We start from the raw sequence: 19,095 nt of genomic DNA on the forward strand, positions 1-19,095 counted from the left end.
TTTCAAAGTACTTTAACAAACAAAAAAATGAAAACAAGAACCTCTGACTCATCCGAAACAGAGCTGCTGCCGCTCACAAGCGAAATTCGCAGCCAATTGACAAATCCTGCGCAACTTGAAAAATTGTACCGGTCCGATAAGACACCGTTTAAACGCGCCTTTTTAACTCTATATCCAGAAGTAAAGGGTCAACCCCTTGCTGATTTCTGGAAAGAGCGATTTACTCAGGATCATGATGAAATTCAATGGGGTACCCGTCAAGAATTACTATTTGTGTTCCTTGCTTCTTTGGTCGCCGGGCTCATCGCCAAAATTCCTGTTTTCTTCCAAATAGACCCGGATTATTTTTTCCCAAGAAATATTGGCTTTGTAATCTTTCCGGTACTGACGGCCTATTTTGGGTGGAAAAACAAGCTCAGTATTCAAAAAATTGCCTTCATTGGAGGAGCAATGCTTTTTGCGTTGGTATTTATTAACCTTTTTCCCAATTCGCCCCAAAGCGATACCTTGCTGCTCTCTTCTATTCATCTGCTGCTCTTTTTATGGTCAATTCTTGGGTTTTCGTTCATTGGGGAATTCAAAAATCAGGAACAAAAACGGCTGGGTTATTTGAAATATAACGGGGATTTGGTGGTTATGACCACGCTGATTCTGATTGCCGGCGGCTTAATGACTGCTATTACGATTGGCCTTTTTTCTCTGATTGGGTTTAAAATTGAAGAATTTTATGTCGAATATGTCGTTACATTTGGGCTTCCGGCTGCGCCGATTTTAGGTACATTTCTCACGCAGACCAATCCACAGCTTGTTGGAAAAGTATCGCCGGTTCTTGCCAAAATTTTCAGTCCGTTGGTACTCATTATGCTTGTTGTTTATCTGGTTGCCATAGTTTATGCAGGCAAGGACCCCTACAACGATCGTGAGTTTTTGCTCATTTTCAACGCCCTGCTTATTGGTGTAATGGCCATCATTTTCTTTTCCATTGCCGAAACCAGCAAAGCTTCCAACAGTCGGGCGGAAATTTGGGTACTTTTTCTACTATCAGTCGTAACGATTATCGTCAATGGAATTGCGCTATCAGCCATTCTTTTCCGAATTTCAGAAGGTGGCATAACTCCAAACCGGGCCGCGGTTTTAGGGGGAAATGTGCTGATTTTGATTCATCTTTTGCTGGTAACTACTCAGCTCTATCAGGTATTATTTAAGGAAGCCGGGTTGTCGAGTGTTGGAAAGATTATGGCCAAATACTTACCGATATACTGCCTGTGGACCCTTGTGGTGACCTTTCTTTTTCCTTTTCTCTTTGGTTTTAAATAAGGAAAATAACCTTTTGCCTAAAAAAAACTACCTTCACAGGATCTTACATACGTCAATAAATAACCCTACTTATGATTAATCATGTGAAAATTTTAGACACTCAGGTGCTTTCGGATAACTGGTACGTGTTGCGAAAAATTACCTACGAGTATTTCAAAAAAGACGGCAGCCGGCACGTTCAAACAAGAGAGGCTTACGACCGCGGGAACGGTGCCACGATTCTACTCTACAATCCTCAATTGGGAACGGTAATTTTGACCCGGCAATTTAGGTTACCGACCTTTGTGAACGGGAATAATGATGGAATGATGATCGAAGCCTGCGCCGGACTGCTCGACAAAGACAATCCGGAGGACTGCATTCGCCGCGAAACCCAGGAAGAAACCGGCTATAAAATCTCGGATATTCGTAAGGTTTTTGAAGCGTATATGTCGCCCGGTTCGGTTACTGAGATTCTATACTTTTTCATCGCGGAGTATTCCAAAGAAATGAAGGTCAATGAAGGTGGTGGTCTTCAGGACGAGGAAGAAAATATTGAAGTATTGGAAATTGACTATGAACAAGCGTTGAAAATGCTCCAAACCGGGGAAATCAAAGACGCAAAAACCATTATGCTGCTTCAATACCTGAGAATTCACTCACTTATGTAGGTCAGTATCTGATTGAAAAGAACACAGTTGAAGTAAAGTTCTGCCTAAAACCTCCGGCCCTTTCAGAGCAGTCGGAGGTTTTTATGTAAAAAAAGACTAAAAATTTGCGAAACCAATTAGTTGCATTTAAATTTGCAACCATTCATTTGCACGTTAAAACAGATATGCATGAGAAAGCTAAAACTGCAGGTACAAATATCCATGGATGGTTTCATTGCCGGCACTGCTGGCGAGATGGATTGGCTACTGTTTAATTGGTCTGATGACCTGAAAGCATACGTAGCGGCGATAACCGAGCCTGTTGATACAATATTGCTGGGACGGGCCCTAGCCGAAGGATTTATTCCCTACTGGACTGCCGCATATCTTGGCGAGCAGTTTGTGGAAGGTGCCAAAAAATTTGTGGAAACCCCGAAAATAGTTTTTTCTAAATCCCTTTATGAAGCATCCTGGGAAAATACTACCCTTAATTCGGGGGAACTGGCCACCGAAATAAATGCCCTTAAACAGTTGGAAGGAGCGGATATGATTGTTTATGGCGGAGGGAAATTCGTTTCATCCTTACTCAAAGACCAACTTATTGATGAATTGCATTTATTTATAAATCCAACCATTTTGGGCCGTGGTATGCCTATTTTTAGTGAAATCACAGGCAAACAAACCTATAAGCTTCTGGCAAGTCAATCCTTCGACTGCGGCATTGTAGTACTGACTTATCAATCAACATGAGACGAGACATTTTTCAAGCCATTGCCGACCCTACACGTCGCGCCATTCTGGTGCTGATAGCTGTTCAGGCAATGACACCAAATGCGCTGGCCGAACATTTTGACACCACCAGGCAGGCAGTTTCCCGGCACTTGAAAATTTTGACTGAGTGCAGGCTAATTACGGCAAAACATCAGGGACGGGAAATATACTACGAGCTGGAAATCAACAAAATGAAAGAAATTGACGGTTGGTTAGAGCAATTCCGCACGATTTGGGAAAGCCGCTTCAATGAACTTGATAAGGTATTGGAAACACTCAAAAAAAATCAATAAAATGGCAAAGAACCTGGCTTTTGAATTTTTAGTGAATAAAGAAACCAACACCATTACTGTACGGCGGGAATTTGCCGCGGAACTTCCTTTGGTGTGGGATGCCTACACCAAGAGTGAGTTACTCGATCAATGGTGGGCACCAAAACCCTGGAAAGCTCGTACAAAGTCGATGGATTTCAGAGAAGGTGGGCATTGGCATTATGCTATGGTAGGTCCAGATGGAGAGGTACATTGGGGATTGACTAGCTATCATACCATTCAATTGCATGAGTACTTTATTGGAATTGATGCCTTTGCTGACGAGCAGGCGAATATTAACCACGAATGGCCTCAGTCGTCCTGGAAGATCGTTTTTACAACTAAGCACGAGAAAACATTGGTAGAAAATCAGATTATCTACAACGACCTGGCTCAACTGGAATCGACGATTCAAATGGGTTTCAAAGAAGGATTAACTGCCGCATTGGAAGGACTGGACGAGCTCTTTATTCTCCTGAAATCTTGATTACTTTTTGGCGAAAATATAATTTGAGGAATAAATTCTGAATGCTCCAGCCTAATAAGAATCGTACACACAATATACATTTGGTAGGTAAAAGACTGTTTATTCAAGCTACAAAATTTTGACAAATCATACCTCCAAATTACGGTTCCCAAATTGTGCGAAACTCGGTATATCATTGACATTTAGTAATAGCTGGAATAAAGGCATGTATTCACTCAGGAATGTACGTTCAAATGTTGATTTCAGTACTGAAACTTCCAAAGATCTGGAAATGTGAGCCAGTGAGAATCATCCAGAAAGCATAAAATACTAACTGTTTCAGGGCACTCAGCAGTGGTTAAGCGACCGGGATGCCGGAAAAACGCGGACAAAAAAGTATAGATCATTCTAAATTGCAATCAACCTGTATAGTTAAAAATAGGCCAAATACCTGAATGTAAGCCCTTACTAAATTTGACAATCCCCTTGGTTTACCTGTTTATGGCTTTCCTATTTGAATTCCAGAGTTTAGGTCTGCCTCGATTTCTCCCTGAATGTCTATACTTTTTGCCTGTGCCGAAAAATCCTGAGGTAAAGTAATGATATGACCACTGCTGATATGTACATCGTCCATTGCGGTAGGAATTGTACCACAACTCCACACCTCCGGTATATCCCAATAGCCGGAGCTTATGCTTCTGAGTGGAGCAATTTCTGATGTAAATATTTCGACACCCGAAGAAATACATGCAGACAACACTGGCCGATACGTATGAATACCGGATCCAACCAGCCAGCCATGTGTAGCATCCGTAAATGACATATCATTAAGGTTTAGTGGTATAGCCATTCGACGCCACGTAGCGCCCCCGTTGGTTGTGGTGAATAACAAATTATAGCTTCGAATGAAACCAATGCTGTCATTTACAAAATCCAGATCGAGGGCTAAATGTTGACCTGTACTATCATAAATGATCCGTTGCCAGTTTGCACCACCATCAGTGGTGCGAAAGAGACCGTTAATCTCATTCGCTATGGTCCAACCATGCTTAGCGCTGGTAAATTGCAGGGATTGAAATTTAGAAACATTGGGACTATTTAGCTTTGTCCAGGATGCACCTCCATCATCCGTTGAAAGCATGTTGCCAACAGAGGTACCTGCCCAACCCCGTAATTCATCCTGAAAGTGAATGGATTGTACAATTTCCTGGTAAAGGGTAGAGTGCTGGGATGTCCATGTGACTCCCCCATCAACAGTTTTCCAAACCTTACCATAATCCCCTCCTATCCAGCCCGTTAAATGATCAATAAAAAATAGTGAAGTAAAAAAGTTGGTAGGTAACCTGGTGGTTTGCCAATTCTTACCGCCATCTGTGGTGCGCAAAATATCCGTTGTATTGGGTTCTGTGACTAGCTCACCCATAATCCACCCGTGGGTTTGATTAACAAAGTAGAATTTATGGATAGTAAAATATTTATTGGATAAAGGAAGAAACTGTGGATACCAATTTTCTCCTCCATCAAAAGTAGAAAGCAGAATGTGCTCATTCAGGTTGGTTATCCCCACAGCAAAACCAGTTTCGTTGGATATAAATTGCACATGGTATAGGTCATATTCATTAAATTTAACTGGTTGTTGTGATCCCCATACACCGGTTTGCTCTACTTCTGCAGAATATGTTCCTGATTTTTTGACCATGAATTCGGTGCTATTTTGACCATTAATCAATTCGCCATTTCTTTTCCAGCGTAAATTCCACTGAACCGGCCATTGACTTTCCACCGTGGCAGTCAACGATGGACGGTTGCAGGGTTCCGATATTGAAGTAGTAAGGATTGGTTTTGGAAGAACACCGAGCTTCACATGTGTTGTGCTGGTACATCCGTTTGCTGATGTACAAAAGACAGAGTAATCAGACATATGGGACGAGGCAGCTACGGAGATGGATGTCGCCGTACTTCCGGTAGACCACCGTAAAGTACCGTCGCACCGATTGCCGGTAAGGGTAATAATCTGGCCTTCGCAAAAGGCCTGCATGAGCGAATTGCTTGAGAGCACAAGGGGCGGCTGCGGGGATGGCTCAATTACAATGGATGAGATGCAGGATTGAGCTTTTGGCAAAAATTTGACTGAATTTCCGGTTTCGTTTGTTGCAATAACTCTCCCTGATGGCAAAAAAGCAACGTTTGAGGGATAGAAAGAGCTAGACTGATACTCACTTACGACCCAGGATTGGCCGCCATTTGTTGTATAATAGGCTCGATTTTGATCCAGAATCCAACCTATTTCACCCACAAAATTTATAGCTTTTGGATATTCAATATATTGATCAAAGGGGCTAGTATTTATTTGAAATGAGGACGTCCAGGTATTGCCCCCGTCCTTGGTATATGCCATAAAAAAGCTACCAGCTAACCAACCATTGTTGATATCCTTAAAATGCACACAGGAAAGTGGCCCGGAAAATAGATTTCTAATTTGTGGATACCACGTGTTCCCCCCATCAGTTGTTTTATATAGAGTTCCATCAAAAACCTGGCCTGTGTAATAGTCATACTCATTACTTATGCCCCAGCCAATGGATTGCGTTACGAATTGTATCGTATTAAAAATGACAAATTTAGAAGGGGGCTCAATGCGTTGCCAACTTGCTCCGCCATTCGTTGTGCTTAGTAATACACTTTCAAAATAGAGGCTACTTCCATTTGTATTGAATTTACCTACGGCCCATCCATTTTCATTGTCTAAAAAAAACAAATCGTTTATAAAAACTGTGGTATCTTCATATTGAATGGTCCATGAGACGCCCGAATCGCTGGTTTTAAATATCTTACTTCCCGTACAGGTCCATCCCGTTGTTTCGTCAGTAAAGACTAAATCTACTAGACTATCAGCGAGAGTCATGTTGAGCGTATATGTAGGCTTGAACCAATTTTTACCACCTCGCGTAGTCTTAACTAATTCCTGCTTTCCGGTAAGAGCCCATCCAATCGTATCATCGATGAAGGAAAATTTTCGTAAAACCCCGGTTTCTGGTACTTCTGGATAAGTAACCCAAACACCGGGTGTAGTGCCATCCTCAACCGTATAAGTCCCTGATTGATCTGCAAAATATGCCCCATTACCTGAAACGATGGGTTGACCGTCACGCTTCCAGGACATAAATGTATGTGTATTATCTGTGGAGTTCGTACGTAAAATTACATTGTTATTGGAACAAAGCTCGGAAGTACTGGAAGTGAAAGAAGGTATTGGGAAAACGCCCACGGCATGATTCGTTACCAGTAGCTGCCCCTCGGTATCTGTGCAGGTAGCTGAATATTGCGTCATGGATTTGGGGCTTATTGAAATTGTGGCAGTGGAATCACCTGTACACCAATGTACCTTGCCTAAACAATCTGCCGCCGTCAAAGTAGCCGATGTACCATAACAAATTATTTCTGGTCCTTCAATGTGGAAAGACTGAGCATGAAGGGATTGAAGGATAAAATTTGCGTAGAAAAAAAGTGCGAGTTGTAAAATGTACTTCATACTATTAAATTAGGTGTAGTGCTTGTAAAATCTACCGCAAGATACGAGAAGGGCTACAATCTATACCTTGTTTTAATTCAATACTTTGGCAATGGAGCTGTTTCCGCAGTCACTTAAAGCTCGGAACAAGAAATTTTAAATGCTACCTTTAAAAGGTTCAGTGATATTGAAGGTAAGGATGTGTTAAATCGAAATTGGCTTTTTCATTGAGGGTGTGACATTGCATAGTATAGTTCAGGCAATTCGAACAAATCAAATTTGAACTATTCCCTTTAAAATAAGCACATTAGCTCACGCTCTATGATTTTCGATCATCCATTTTTTACCGCAGAAGAAGGTTTGATATAAGCCCTACATTTCGCCATACGATTTTGTCAAGGCAGATTGACAATCTACGCAATTCTCAGCGAGACCTCACCAGGGGGAAATTGTGAACTTTGGCGTTCAATTCGGCAAAACTTATGAGTTCCTTGAAATCTGGCGAATCAACTCTTCCACTTTTTTACTCTCCCAGTTTTACATTTTTTCCGCCAGTTTGTTTACCAAAAGTAATTTTGAAGTATTTCTCAAGGAGGTTGCCCACTGTTTATAGAGAATTTTCATCCCTAAACTTTTTAAGGTATTCTTTAAATTTTGATATTCATTCAGCCGATTTTGTAATACATAAATAGTGGAGGTGTTAACATTGTGAGCCACTTAATAAGCTTTTGTCTAAATTTCTTGACAAAAAGAATTTTTTATGGCTTATTTGTCTAAATATTTAGACAAATAAGCCACTCTATGTTAACCAACGATGATGTTGTCGGGATTCTAAATCAAAATCCGGCACTTTCCCTGTCCATTCTGGAAAAAGAAGCTGGACTTCCCTCTTCGACGCTTTCAAAAGCGCTGGCCGGACGCCGCATTCTGAATGAAAAACACCTCTCAGCTCTCACACCCGTACTCAGTAAATATGGTTTTGCCCATGGGTTTGTGCGCAAGGCCCGTGTCATTGCGGTGATTAATCATAAAGGAGGCGTCGGAAAAACCACCACTACCATTAATCTCGGCAAAGCACTCGCGCTGAAAAAGTACCGGGTGTTGATGGTTGATATGGACTCGCAGGGAAATCTCTCGCAATCACTTGGGATTGATGAACCGGACACTCAGGTGGTGCATACCTTGCTGAAAAATACTCCGCTCATCACCGTCCCACTCGGGGAAAACTACGACCTTGCGCCTAGTGATCTGGAACTTGCATACGCCGATCTGGAACTTGTGCAGGCCGTGGGAGGCGTCAATCAATTACGAAATGCTCTTGCTCCTTTACTGAATCGGTATGATTACATTCTGATCGACTGTCCGCCAGCACTTAATATTTTTACGAACTCTGCCCTCGTAGCAGCTGATAGCTGCCTGATTACTCTGCAACCGGAGGCTTCGGCGATGAAAGGTGTTTCCAATCTTTTTGACCGAATCTTTCAGGTTCGCGACCGCATCAATTATACACTCAAAGTGGAAGGGGTGTTGCTTACGATGGTTGACAAACGTTTGAAAGTACACCGCGACATGATCGAATACATTAAGCAAACACTGGCAGATTTTCGGATTTTTGAAACGGACATTCGCAACAATGTAGCTGTCAAAGAATCTCAGATTGCCCAGCAAGATATTTTCACCTATGCACCACAATCCAACGCTGCCGAAGATTATATGAAACTGGCCAATGAACTTATCCAAAGAAATTAATTGAAAAATGTAGCATGAAAAAATATCAGAGTTTTTTGGGTGAAAATAGGATGATAAAGGATCAGGGCCTGATGCGGCATGAAGATATTCGAAAGCGCATCAAAGTGCTGCCCGAATTGGAAGAACTGATTCCGCCGTTGCAGGCCGACGAATTTGCTCAGCTGGAAGCTAACATTCTGAAAGAAGGCTGCCGGGAGGCCTTACTCGTTTGGGAGGTTACCACTTCCCTGTCGGCGACTTTCGAAACTGCACCTCTGGCTACGGGTGATTACATTTTGATTGATGGACACAACCGTTTCCGAATTTGTTCCACGCATCAACTTGACTTTCGTATTAATTTAATTTCCTTCCCTTCAATGGCCGAAGTGAAGGACTATATGATTGATAATCAGTTGGGGAGAAGAAATTTAACTCCTGAACAAATATCCTATTTGCGGGGTAAAAAGTATAATGCTCAAAAGCTCGAACGAGGTAAATATGAGCGTACTACCCATAAGGGTCAAATTGTCCCTTATGGGTCAGAAATTCCTGCACCTGATGATTCGGATCATAAAGGTCAAATTGTCCCTTATGACTCTGGTCTAACGACCGCTGATCGTTTGGCGGCTCAGTTTAACGTCAGTCAAAAGACGATCAAGCGCGATGCAGAGTTTGCACAAGGGCTTGATAAACTGCCTACGGACAAGAAAAAGGCTGTGTTGAGCGGACAACTTAAAATGCGTAAATCAGATATTCAGGCATTGGCGCGAGGGGAGGAGCCTTCACAAAAAGCTAATCAGACGGTGGGGTATAAAGAGCATTCAAATGTAGATAAAGCATCGCTACTTGATAAAATCCAACACCTTGCAGGGGAGCTTCGTTCGAGCGAGAATCCTGATAGCCGCGTATGTGATGAACTGATTACTTCGGTAAAGACCTTAAAATCACTTCTTTGACACGTGAGGAAAATGTGTTTAAATGGCTTCTTTGTCGGGATGGGAAATCGTTAATTTTTACTTTCCTGAGGCATTGAAGCCATTCTTTTTTGCTTCTGTTTTCCAGGCAGGAGGAAAATGTGCTTTTATTCAAGTCGCTTTAAGTACCAAATGAATCTCCCAGAGACCTCAGGCGACTGAAAAAAGGGAGAAAATAGAGAGTGGGAGCTCAGGTGTGAGGAATTTGTGTTTAAATGCCTATTTGTATTTCGTTTTCCAAATCATTGTAAGGGGCAAAACTTTCGAAGTTCTCCACAACTTTCCCCATTTTACTAATGTATTTCCTTTTTTCTCAGAAAAATCGATTCTCCTATTGATCTTAGTAGACAACAAACAAGTTGTTGTATTCTTTTTTTATTATAATCTATTATACTCTTTAGAAGGCATAACTATCAGATTTTCATAAAGTTACAAGCAAATAAAACACGTATTCCTCTCGTATACCGCACATATACCTCACGATTGCCGCACGTATACCACATCATTGCCGCACGTATACCTCTCGTATCAAGCACATATCCCACATCATTGCCGCACATATTCCTCACATAAAAACACAAGTTTTACTTTTAAGTGTTTTTATTTAAATTGCTCCTGTTTTTCAAACCTGTGCATTATGGCTGACGAGAAAGAGAATCAACACGCGAAAAAATACACATCAATCACGCTCATTAAGAAAAGCAATGAGCTAGTTGAGGCACGTTATCGGTTTACGCTTTGGGAAATCCGGTTGTTTGAGAAAATGGTGAAGGAAATCCGCCAAAATGATACGGATTTTAAGCAGGTTGATATTTTTATCCGTGATTTCATTTCTGAATATGACAAGAAGCCCAATGGCAAGCTGTACCAGGAAATACGGAAGGCAGAAGAACTGTTGCTGAATCGGGTGGTTCATATTCCTTACGTTGATGAAGCGGGAGACCACCGGTTGAAGAGCTATCCGCTGATGTCAATGGTGGATCGTCCACGGGATGTGGGCGATTATGGCAAGGAGGATGGATTTATTAGCTTAAAGTTCAACGGGGAGCTGAGTCCTTACCTGTTGCAACTCAAAAAGCGGTATACGCAATATGACCCGGAAATTACGATGCAGATCGATTCGGCCTATGTCATCCGAACCTACGAACTGTTGAAACTTTACGAATACGTAGGATCAAAAACGGTAGGCTTTGATGAGTTTCGGGAAATGATCGGGGCCAAAGAATTTGACGGTAGGCTCAAAAAAGTTTTGAAGGATACGCTTAAAACCTGGGAACACATCAAACAGCGGGTGCTGGAACCCGCATACCGGGAAATTAATGAAAAAGCCGACATTACATTTGAATACGAACCTACCTACGAACGAAAAAAAGGGGTAGGTCGTAAAAAAGTGTCCGGTATTCGTTTTTTTAATATCAAGGCTGCCAAAGTAAAAGGCAAAGTCAGTGTACCCTATACGACAATCAGCAGTTCGCCTGGCAACGAATTTGAAGAAATCTATCAGGCAGTGAAAGATCATGTAGATAGTCATACGGTCGAAAAATGGTTTCGGGAGTTTTCTCAGGATCAAATATGGAGAGGCATTCAATATACCCTGCATTGCCTGGAAGACGGACAAAAGATCCGGAATGTTGGTGGTTTTTTACAGGCAATGGTATCAGTTCCAAACTTGGTGGATCCTTTTGAAGTACAAAAGAAAACGCAGCAACAAGCCACCCGAAAACAGGATCAGCACAAGCAGCGTACTCAGCTCATTCAAAATCTGGAACAGCACCGGGAGCAATTACAGGTCAGTTTGTTTGATAAACAACTTGAAATTTCACTCGGACTGATCGAAACCAAGCCCGGCTTGCAGACCAAATTGGTAGAAAAGGCCGGCAATAATCTGTTTGCACGTTATGATGCGTCGCTTAGCTTTGAACAAAACCTGTTAAATAGCCCTTTTAAGGCATTTGTCGTGAACTTTGTAACAGGGGAGTATCCGCGGCATTTTCAGGCCCTCAACAGCGAATTTAAGGCCATGACTGACACGCTTGATGAGCAGTTGGCCGGTATGTAAAAAAATGTACCGTGATATACAGTTAAAGTCTAATTCACTGGGCAGGAATTTTGCGGACACTATATGGAATACATATGGGCGAATCGCAAAGCAGCGCAAATCCGGCATCAAATGAATGATTATTTTCACCGGCTTTTCCAAGGGTGAAGGTAAGAACCAGCTGACTACCTGTTTGATTAAAATCATTATCAATCATATCGCGACCATTGGACAGCAGGTCCGCCGGACTAGCTTTCAGATTTTCTGTTGCCGACTGATTCATCGGAATAACGAGCGAGTAGGTTGTTCCCGGCCGCAAGTTCAGGCCCATTCGGCGGGAGGTGGTTTGGGCTCCTGTCGCCGTGGAGAAATAGTATTCGCCTTTCTCGTCGGTAGTAGCAGAAGCAAGCAGCTCTGAGCCCTGGTATAGTTGAATTTCCAGATCGGCAATTGAAGGCTCGCCAGAGTCCTGCAACCCATTTTGGTTTGAATCAAACCAGGCGCGGTTTCCAATTTCAATAGGGGCCGCTTCGCATAGAAGTTCTACATCGCCCAGTCCATTAGCCTTCCCATACGACAAAGCCCCTTCTCTGTAAAGCAATGCACCTCCGGCAGGCCCACCGCCGTTGTCAGGCCCGCCGTCGCGCGTAAGGAGCCGTTTGAGGCCTCCTGTGTTTAATTCGTCGGTAGGGTCAATAGCCGTCATGATTACTTTTCCGCTTCCAGGCCAGTGACTTAGCCCGCCCATGGAACTCAGCCCGTGATTTAAGCCCTGCGCCACCTGATCGCCATAAAAATATTTACCGCCTCCGGGGCCTTCCTGCGCGGTTTGAGAAGCAGAAGGTGTACCCCCGCACACAGCTCCGTTTTGTTCGATGGTCCATAGTCCGGGTGTGCACAGCCCGGCTTTCAATATTTCTCCTGGACTAATTGCACTATACAAATCAAAGGAAGATTCATCAAAGGGCTTATAATTTTTATAACCCATTTGATCACCGTACCTGTCCCGAATGCCCAGAATCATAGCACCGTCCACATCAAAAGTAATGTCGGTAAGCCAGGGTTGGGGATAAATAACCACCCGGTCTTCACTCCCCGTTTCACGGTCAGCTCGGTAAATTGATGTCCAGGGACGCCAATATTCAGCGCGGGCAACTCCCTCAAAATCAGAGCTCGATGCTTGCTTTTTATAGGTCAAAGGGAAGTTTAGGACAGGAGTGAAGACGCCATTTTGAAAGACGAACACCGCAGCCGCAAATCCGGTAGTATCCGTGGGAAGTACGGCCTCTTCATTCGTACAAACTCCACCGACGTATACTTTATTCCGGTAGTATTTAACGGCAAATGGCCGGAAAGGGCCCAGGTTGCAACCCGGATCGGGCACGGCATAGCTAATCGTATCTTTTGTAGCCAGGGTGATTTGGTACAACCGGCGATTATGTAAATTGATAGTATATAGAATCTGTTCGTCGGTAGAAAGGGTCAAACCCCCCAGACCGACTTTTCCAACGGCATCATAAGCGCCATTGTCGCGGCTAGCGAATAATGAAGAATTAGGTAGATCCGCGTCGTGCGGGTCAGGGCCGGCAGATAATCCAAAATCAAAGAAAAGATCTGTGGAAACCGGGCTTTGAAGATCCTGCGAAAGTTGGGTCACGTAAATAGCCCCGGGCCCGCCCGGCCCAAAACCCACATGCCTTTTCATAAATGCAGCGGAAAAAATTTTCTTTTCCGATCGCTGAAATATTAGCCCCCACACCGAACCCATCTCCTCGGCCAAAGCTAATGTGGTATGAGGAGGAGAGTCCATGGCATTAAAATCCAGGCCAATCAGAACCTCCCGCTGCCCGGCCTGACTGCCGGCATCTGGATTTCCGGCCACAAAACAACTCGTCATCACTTGTGGAGAAGGTGAGCAATATTCAGCCGGATCCTGTACGGAGTAGGTCACCATGACTCCGGGGCCAGCCGTCACAAACTGAACCGATGTACCCGAACCACCCGCAGACCCTGCGTATAGGTAGGAGGGGAGTGATCCAAATTGAATGCGAAGCGGGTAGCCAGCAGATGTTAGGCCAGAATCAGGGAATGAAAAGTATCCGCTCGAATCCGTTACGGTGGACACGGATGTCATGCCGCTATATGCAAAGACCTCTAAGCCGCCAAACCCAGGCTCGTAACCGATGGATGCACTGTCGCGGGAGCCATTGCCATTAAAATCCCTAAAAACCAAACCACGGACCTGAGCAGATCCTGTGTTCAATCCAAGCAGCAGGAAGAGTGTAAAAAAGCTAATAGCTCTAACAGGTTGCATGTGCGGTTTCTTCATAACAAGTAACTTTTTCAGCATATTTAAAATTTGACTATAAAAATAGTAACTTATTTACATAATCCTTATTTACAGACATTAGGTATAAAAAAATACTCTATACAAATTGTAATACGCTAACTTTGAATATCTAGCCCAGTTAAAATCCGATGAGTCAATATCGCACAAAACTACCAAATATGTAACTATATTATGTAGTTTGAGGATGCCTACTGACTAGTTTTTAGTTTGTCGGATAACCATACTACGCACTTCAGTAAAACAAAATCTTTGGCAGTACATATATAAAAAGAGATAAACAAACTAAAAAAAGTTGTTAAAATGTTCCCAAAACTTACTCACCAATTAAAAAGTAGACCGAGCAAAAAGGATCAACCGAAAGAATATATAACTTTATTGATTATAAATTGTCCTTAATGATAAAATTCAGCACATTAGCAAAAGTTAGGCCAATTGGATTAGGAATTGGAAAATTTCCTATGTTATTTTTGTAAATAACTCACTATACACACGAAAAACCAGTACGTATGAAAAACGATTCTTCACTTCCTTCGGGCAAACGAAGGTACACTAAACCGGAACTTTACTTTTACGGCGGCATTTGCAGCGAAACTACCAAAAATGACTCACTCCATGAATTGGAGTTGCATAGCTAATTTAACTCTACATCTGCTTTACTACATTATACTCCTGTTGCCCGTACCATAACTAAACCTCAGAGAGTATAGGAGCAGCATTCAAACAAAAATCTGTTTAAATCAGTAAATCCCGGCCTACCAGGTCGGGATTTTTTTTGTGATTTTAAGCCTGTCGTAAAGGTTTCCTAATAACGTGTAACTAGTAGTTTAAAAAAATGGATTGGACACAAATAGGAAATTTTCTAATAAAAAAACTGTCAAAATGGAACAATAGAGCAAGAGATGGAACAATACGGCAAGTAACAATAGGAAATTGTACTGTATTTTTGGCGCTATCAATTCATCTAAAACACACAATACTCAACGAAAAAAAGTAACTACCAAAAACCCAAATTAATTACCTACGGACGGGTTGGGCAGCTAACCCTAAAAATCGGTTCTACCTCAGATGTGGGCGGCATGCAGCCGATGCCCTAAGTATAATTATTTACTCAAAATGAAACATCTATGAAATTTCTTTACACTACTATTATTCTATTCCTGAGTTTCTCAATACAGGTACAGGCACAATACAAAAACTGGACAGGAGCCGTAGACACAAACTGGGATACACCCGGCAACTGGAATCCTGCGGGAGTACCTACCTCGGTAAATTCAATAGTGATCGATGTAGCCACCAATCAACCCACGCTTAGCTCAGCGGCAACTATTCGTGGTATGTACGTGAACGGAACCTTGACAATTGCATCAACGGGAACACTCATAAATAATGGAAATCCCGGTGATTTATTGAACATGGCTATATACGGAACTTTGATCAATAATGGAACAATTAGAATAGAAAATGCGGCCACTGGACCCGCAGTAAATTCAGATATAATAATTTGGGAACCAGGGAAAATTATCAATAATGGATCAATTATTAATAGCTATGAAAGGATGTTCGTTTTCTCGAATGACGTAACAAATTATGAAAGGCTTTTAAATAATACGGGAGGAATACTAATACATCATGGGCCCAGCTATTTTCTTCGAGGATTAGGAAGTGGAACGTTTACCAATCGGGGGGAAGTATCTAATACCAACGCAAGTACCTTTGGCTTAGTGGAGTTTAGCGCAGCTAACTTTCAAGTGGTTAACAGTGGAACTATGAGAGCTGCTGGATCAAACCTAACAGTAACTTTAAATAATGCTACCCAATCATTCACTAATGAAGCCTGCGGACAAGTTGATTTTGGTACTGTCAATGTTTCTGTTAGTGCAGGGAGTATCACAAACAACGGCCTGATCCAAACAACGGGTAGTATGTCCAATTCGGGTACGTTTTCAAACGTAGGAGTACTCAAAGCATCAAGTTTTACCGGAATTACCAATTTTGGTCTTCAAATTGCCAGCTCCGTAACTTATCCCAATCCGATATTTGCTTACGGAGATGGGAATAATTATTCGGTGGACGATATATACACAGACGAAGCAGCCACGATTCCGGCTGGTACATTTGACGGCCTCAATAATTTTAACCCAACTAGTACTGCCACAACTCTATACACGCGGGTTGGGGATGGCACATGTACTTATATAGTCCCGTTTACCTATAATCCCAGCCCATTTCCGGTCAAACTGCTGGAATTTACGGGCGGCAGCGGGCCAACCTCTATTTTGCTGCGATGGAGCACATCGGAAGAAACCGCCAACAAAGGTTTTGAAATCATGCGCTCAGCTGATTCAAAAAGCTGGGAACGCATTGGTTTTGTAGTGGGAAGCGGTGATTCAAAAAGTACGAAGCGCTATGATTTTGAAGATTTTGCACCTAATCTGGGCATCAATTACTACCGACTTCGTCAGCTGGATCTGGATGGCGGCAACGAAGAATCGCGCATTATTGCCGTACGATTTTTGGGTGAAAATGCCTTTATGGTCTATCCTAATCCGGTCGAAAATGATCTGTCGATCCGCATGCCGGCAGGGACAGATATACAAAAAGTACAGGTTCTGAATGCCGCCGGTCAGCCCATGAATGTGAATCTGAATCCGGCTTACGGACTTTCGCTGGCGACGCTTCCGGCAGGGTTGTATTTTGTTGAAGTACAAACGAAGGACGGCGGACGGTTTACGGAGAAGGTGATGAAAAAGTAAAAAGTCCAACAATTGGAGTATCAAAACCTCGGCAAAGAGCGCCGAGGTTTTTTTGTTTCCGGCCATTCTGTCAAATGTCCCTTCAAGTACATGTAACTAGTAATTTATTATAAAAAAATGGACACAACTGGGAGATTTCTTTAAAAAACCTCAAAATGGAACAATAGAGCAAAAGATGGAACAATAGGACAAGTATGAAAAGGAGGTTGTAGGGTATTTTCGACTAATCAAGTTCAACCAAAACAACTAGTACAATATGGAAAAAAGTAAATACCAAAAACCCAGGCTCATTACCTATGGGCTGGTCGGACAGCTAACGCTCAAAATAGGCTCAACCTCAGATGTAGGCGGCATGCAGCCAATGCCCTAAACTGTATTTTTATCACCATTTAGCTGTTAAAATTATATGAAAAAAATTTTCTACCTATTTCTATTCTTAGTCTCTTTAAAAACACAGGCACAAACCCCCCTTAAAAGCTGGACAGGAGTTGTAAGTACCGACTGGAATGATGCCAACAACTGGGATCCAGTGGGCGTACCAACATCCGACTATGCGATTATTATCCCGGCAGCACCAACCAATCAGCCAACTCTTAATACTCTGGCTACTTTACGGTATATTTCGTTAAATGGGATTTTGACAATTGGGGAGACTGGTTCCTTAATATTAACTGGCGACCTTGTTGCCGGTTACGCAATAGCTTTGCAAAGTGGTACCTTAATAAATAATGGGAATCTTTTTGTTGAGAATGCAGCCATCGGTGTAGCGATATTTCTTTTTGGAGATAGCCAGATAATTAACAATGGGACAATGACTAGCGAAATTGGTCCGTTTTTTGCTTTCCTATTCCCCTCTTCAAACAATTCGATCATTAATAATAGTACGGGTATAATTAGGCTATCAAGTGGTGTCATTGGAAGTACTATGCTCAGTCTAAACGGTACTAATGGTTCATTAACCAATAGAGGGTTGTTTGAATCAACAACAAGAGCTAGTTTGTTCAATTTTGGAGGAACTGACATGACTGTAATCAATAGCGGTATAATGCGAATCAATGATAGTGGCTCTATTTTGTTAGAAAATTCGACATACTCTATTACCAACGAAGATTGCGGGCAAATTGATCTTGGTAGTGGTTTTGTTAATGTTCAGTCTGGGAGCCTCACAAACAACGGGCTTATCCAAACGACGGGAAGTATGTTCAAAAATAATAATTCGGGTACATTTTCAAATGTTGGTGTGCTGAAAGCATCAGTTTTTAGTGGAATCACCAATTTTGGTCTTCAAATTTCCAGCTCCGTGACACATCCTAATCCGATTTTTGCCTATGGAGATGGGAATAATTATTTTGTAGACGATATCTATACAGACGAAGCAGGTACTACTTTGGCTGGTACGTTTACAGGCACCAATACATTTACTCCCAACAGCACCGCCACAACATTATATGCACTCGTCGGCAATGGAACGTGTACTTTTTCGGTCCCGTTTATTTACAATCCCAGTCCGTTCCCGGTCAAACTGCTGGACTTTACGGGCGGCAGCGGGCCCAAGTCTATATTGGTGCAATGGAGTACGTCGGAAGAAACCGCGAACAAAGGTTTTGAAATCATGCGCTCCACGAATTCAAAAAGCTGGGAACGCATCGGCTATGTGGCGGGAAGCGGTGATTCAAAAAGTACGAAAAGTTATGATTTTGAAGATTTGGCACCTAAAATGGGCATCAATTACTACCGACTTCGTCAGCTGGATCTGGATGGCGGCAACGAAGAATCGCGCATTATTGCCGTGCGATTTTTGGGTGAAAATGCCTTTATGGTCTATCCTAATCCGGTCGAAAATGATCTGTCGATCCGCATGCCGGCAGGGACAGATATACAAAAAGTACAGGTTCTGAATGCCGCCGGTCAGCCCATGAATGTGAATCTGAATCCGGCTTACGGACTTTCGCTGGCGACGCTTCCGGCAGGGTTGTATTTTATTGATGTTCAGACAATAGACGGCGGAAGGTTTACGGAAAAGGTTATGAAAAAATAAAAAGCATAATAAATGGAGTATCAAAACCCCGGCAAAGAGCGCCGGGTTTTTTTGTTTCCATCAATAGACTTGTTGCAATGGGAAAATAGTCTTAAATTTGGCACATGAAAATATCGATAAATGATCTAAAAAATGAGCGTCAATGGCGTTCTGCAACCGGACTTAATAAGGAAAGATATATTAAGTTGTTAAAATTATTTGATTCTTCA

13 protein-coding genes are annotated in these 19,095 nt (G+C 42.5%); 11 read left to right on the forward strand and 2 right to left on the reverse strand.

Going from position 1 to position 19,095, the window contains the following annotated elements:
* Positions 1–27: 27 nt before the first annotated feature.
* From EZE20_RS06345 to EZE20_RS06365, 5 genes are all read left to right on the forward strand, one after another.
* Positions 28–1,317 carry a hypothetical protein gene (locus EZE20_RS06345; protein WP_132115663.1) on the forward strand — a complete coding sequence of 430 codons (1,290 nt, stop codon included), beginning with the start codon at positions 28–30 and terminating at the stop codon, positions 1,315–1,317.
* A 71-nt stretch (positions 1,318–1,388) separates the two neighbouring features.
* Complete coding sequence (nudK, locus tag EZE20_RS06350; RefSeq protein ID WP_132115665.1) at positions 1,389–1,967, forward strand: GDP-mannose pyrophosphatase NudK; 579 nt, start codon at positions 1,389–1,391, stop codon at positions 1,965–1,967.
* A gap of 168 nt (positions 1,968–2,135) precedes the next feature.
* Positions 2,136–2,696 carry a dihydrofolate reductase family protein gene (locus EZE20_RS06355; RefSeq protein ID WP_132115667.1) on the forward strand — a complete coding sequence of 187 codons (561 nt, stop codon included), beginning with the start codon at positions 2,136–2,138 and terminating at the stop codon, positions 2,694–2,696.
* Complete coding sequence (locus EZE20_RS06360; RefSeq protein WP_132115669.1) at positions 2,693–3,010, forward strand: ArsR/SmtB family transcription factor; 318 nt, start codon at positions 2,693–2,695, stop codon at positions 3,008–3,010. The genes EZE20_RS06355 and EZE20_RS06360 overlap by 4 nt, the downstream gene beginning before the upstream one ends.
* A 1-nt stretch (position 3,011) precedes the next feature.
* The gene (locus tag EZE20_RS06365) at positions 3,012–3,515 is read left to right on the forward strand and encodes an SRPBCC family protein (RefSeq protein WP_132115671.1); all 504 of its coding nucleotides are present in this window, start codon (positions 3,012–3,014) and stop codon (positions 3,513–3,515) included.
* Positions 3,516–3,993: 478 nt separating this feature from the next.
* Here the strand turns inward: EZE20_RS06365 and EZE20_RS06370 are convergent, their stop codons facing one another.
* Positions 3,994–7,026 (reverse strand): WD40/YVTN/BNR-like repeat-containing protein, encoded by a 3,033-nt coding sequence (locus tag EZE20_RS06370; RefSeq protein WP_132115673.1) that lies wholly within the window; start codon positions 7,024–7,026, stop codon positions 3,994–3,996.
* Positions 7,027–7,806: 780 nt separating this feature from the next.
* Between EZE20_RS06370 and EZE20_RS06375 the strand changes: the two genes are divergently transcribed.
* The 3 genes from EZE20_RS06375 to EZE20_RS06385 all read left to right on the forward strand — a co-directional run bounded on the left by EZE20_RS06375 (position 7,807) and on the right by EZE20_RS06385 (position 11,766).
* Positions 7,807–8,754, forward strand: a complete 948-nt coding sequence (locus EZE20_RS06375) for a ParA family protein (protein WP_132115675.1) — start codon at positions 7,807–7,809, stop codon at positions 8,752–8,754.
* A 14-nt stretch (positions 8,755–8,768) separates the two neighbouring features.
* Complete coding sequence (locus tag EZE20_RS06380; protein ID WP_132115677.1) at positions 8,769–9,689, forward strand: ParB N-terminal domain-containing protein; 921 nt, start codon at positions 8,769–8,771, stop codon at positions 9,687–9,689.
* A 655-nt stretch (positions 9,690–10,344) separates the two neighbouring features.
* Complete coding sequence (locus tag EZE20_RS06385; RefSeq protein WP_132115679.1) at positions 10,345–11,766, forward strand: replication initiation protein; 1,422 nt, start codon at positions 10,345–10,347, stop codon at positions 11,764–11,766.
* Between the two features lie 34 nt (positions 11,767–11,800).
* On the opposite strand, the gene EZE20_RS06390 is transcribed toward EZE20_RS06385, so the two are convergent.
* Entirely contained in the window at positions 11,801–14,059 is a 2,259-nt protein-coding gene (locus EZE20_RS06390) for an SdrD B-like domain-containing protein (RefSeq protein WP_207104699.1), read from the reverse strand.
* Positions 14,060–14,601: 542 nt separating this feature from the next.
* On the opposite strand from EZE20_RS06390, the gene EZE20_RS24530 reads away from it, so the two are divergent.
* The 3 genes from EZE20_RS24530 (at position 14,602) to EZE20_RS06400 (ending at position 18,886) form a co-directional block, all read left to right on the forward strand.
* Positions 14,602–14,730 carry a hypothetical protein gene (locus EZE20_RS24530; RefSeq protein WP_262709643.1) on the forward strand — a complete coding sequence of 43 codons (129 nt, stop codon included), beginning with the start codon at positions 14,602–14,604 and terminating at the stop codon, positions 14,728–14,730.
* 489 nt (positions 14,731–15,219) lie between these two features.
* Positions 15,220–16,848 (forward strand): T9SS type A sorting domain-containing protein, encoded by a 1,629-nt coding sequence (locus EZE20_RS06395; RefSeq protein WP_132115683.1) that lies wholly within the window; start codon positions 15,220–15,222, stop codon positions 16,846–16,848.
* Between the two features lie 406 nt (positions 16,849–17,254).
* Complete coding sequence (locus tag EZE20_RS06400; RefSeq protein ID WP_132115685.1) at positions 17,255–18,886, forward strand: T9SS type A sorting domain-containing protein; 1,632 nt, start codon at positions 17,255–17,257, stop codon at positions 18,884–18,886.
* The last annotated feature ends 209 nt before the right edge of the window (positions 18,887–19,095 follow it).

It is taken from the genome of Arundinibacter roseus (assembly GCF_004348825.1).
Classification (GTDB): Bacteria; Bacteroidota; Bacteroidia; order Cytophagales; family Spirosomataceae; genus Arundinibacter; species Arundinibacter roseus.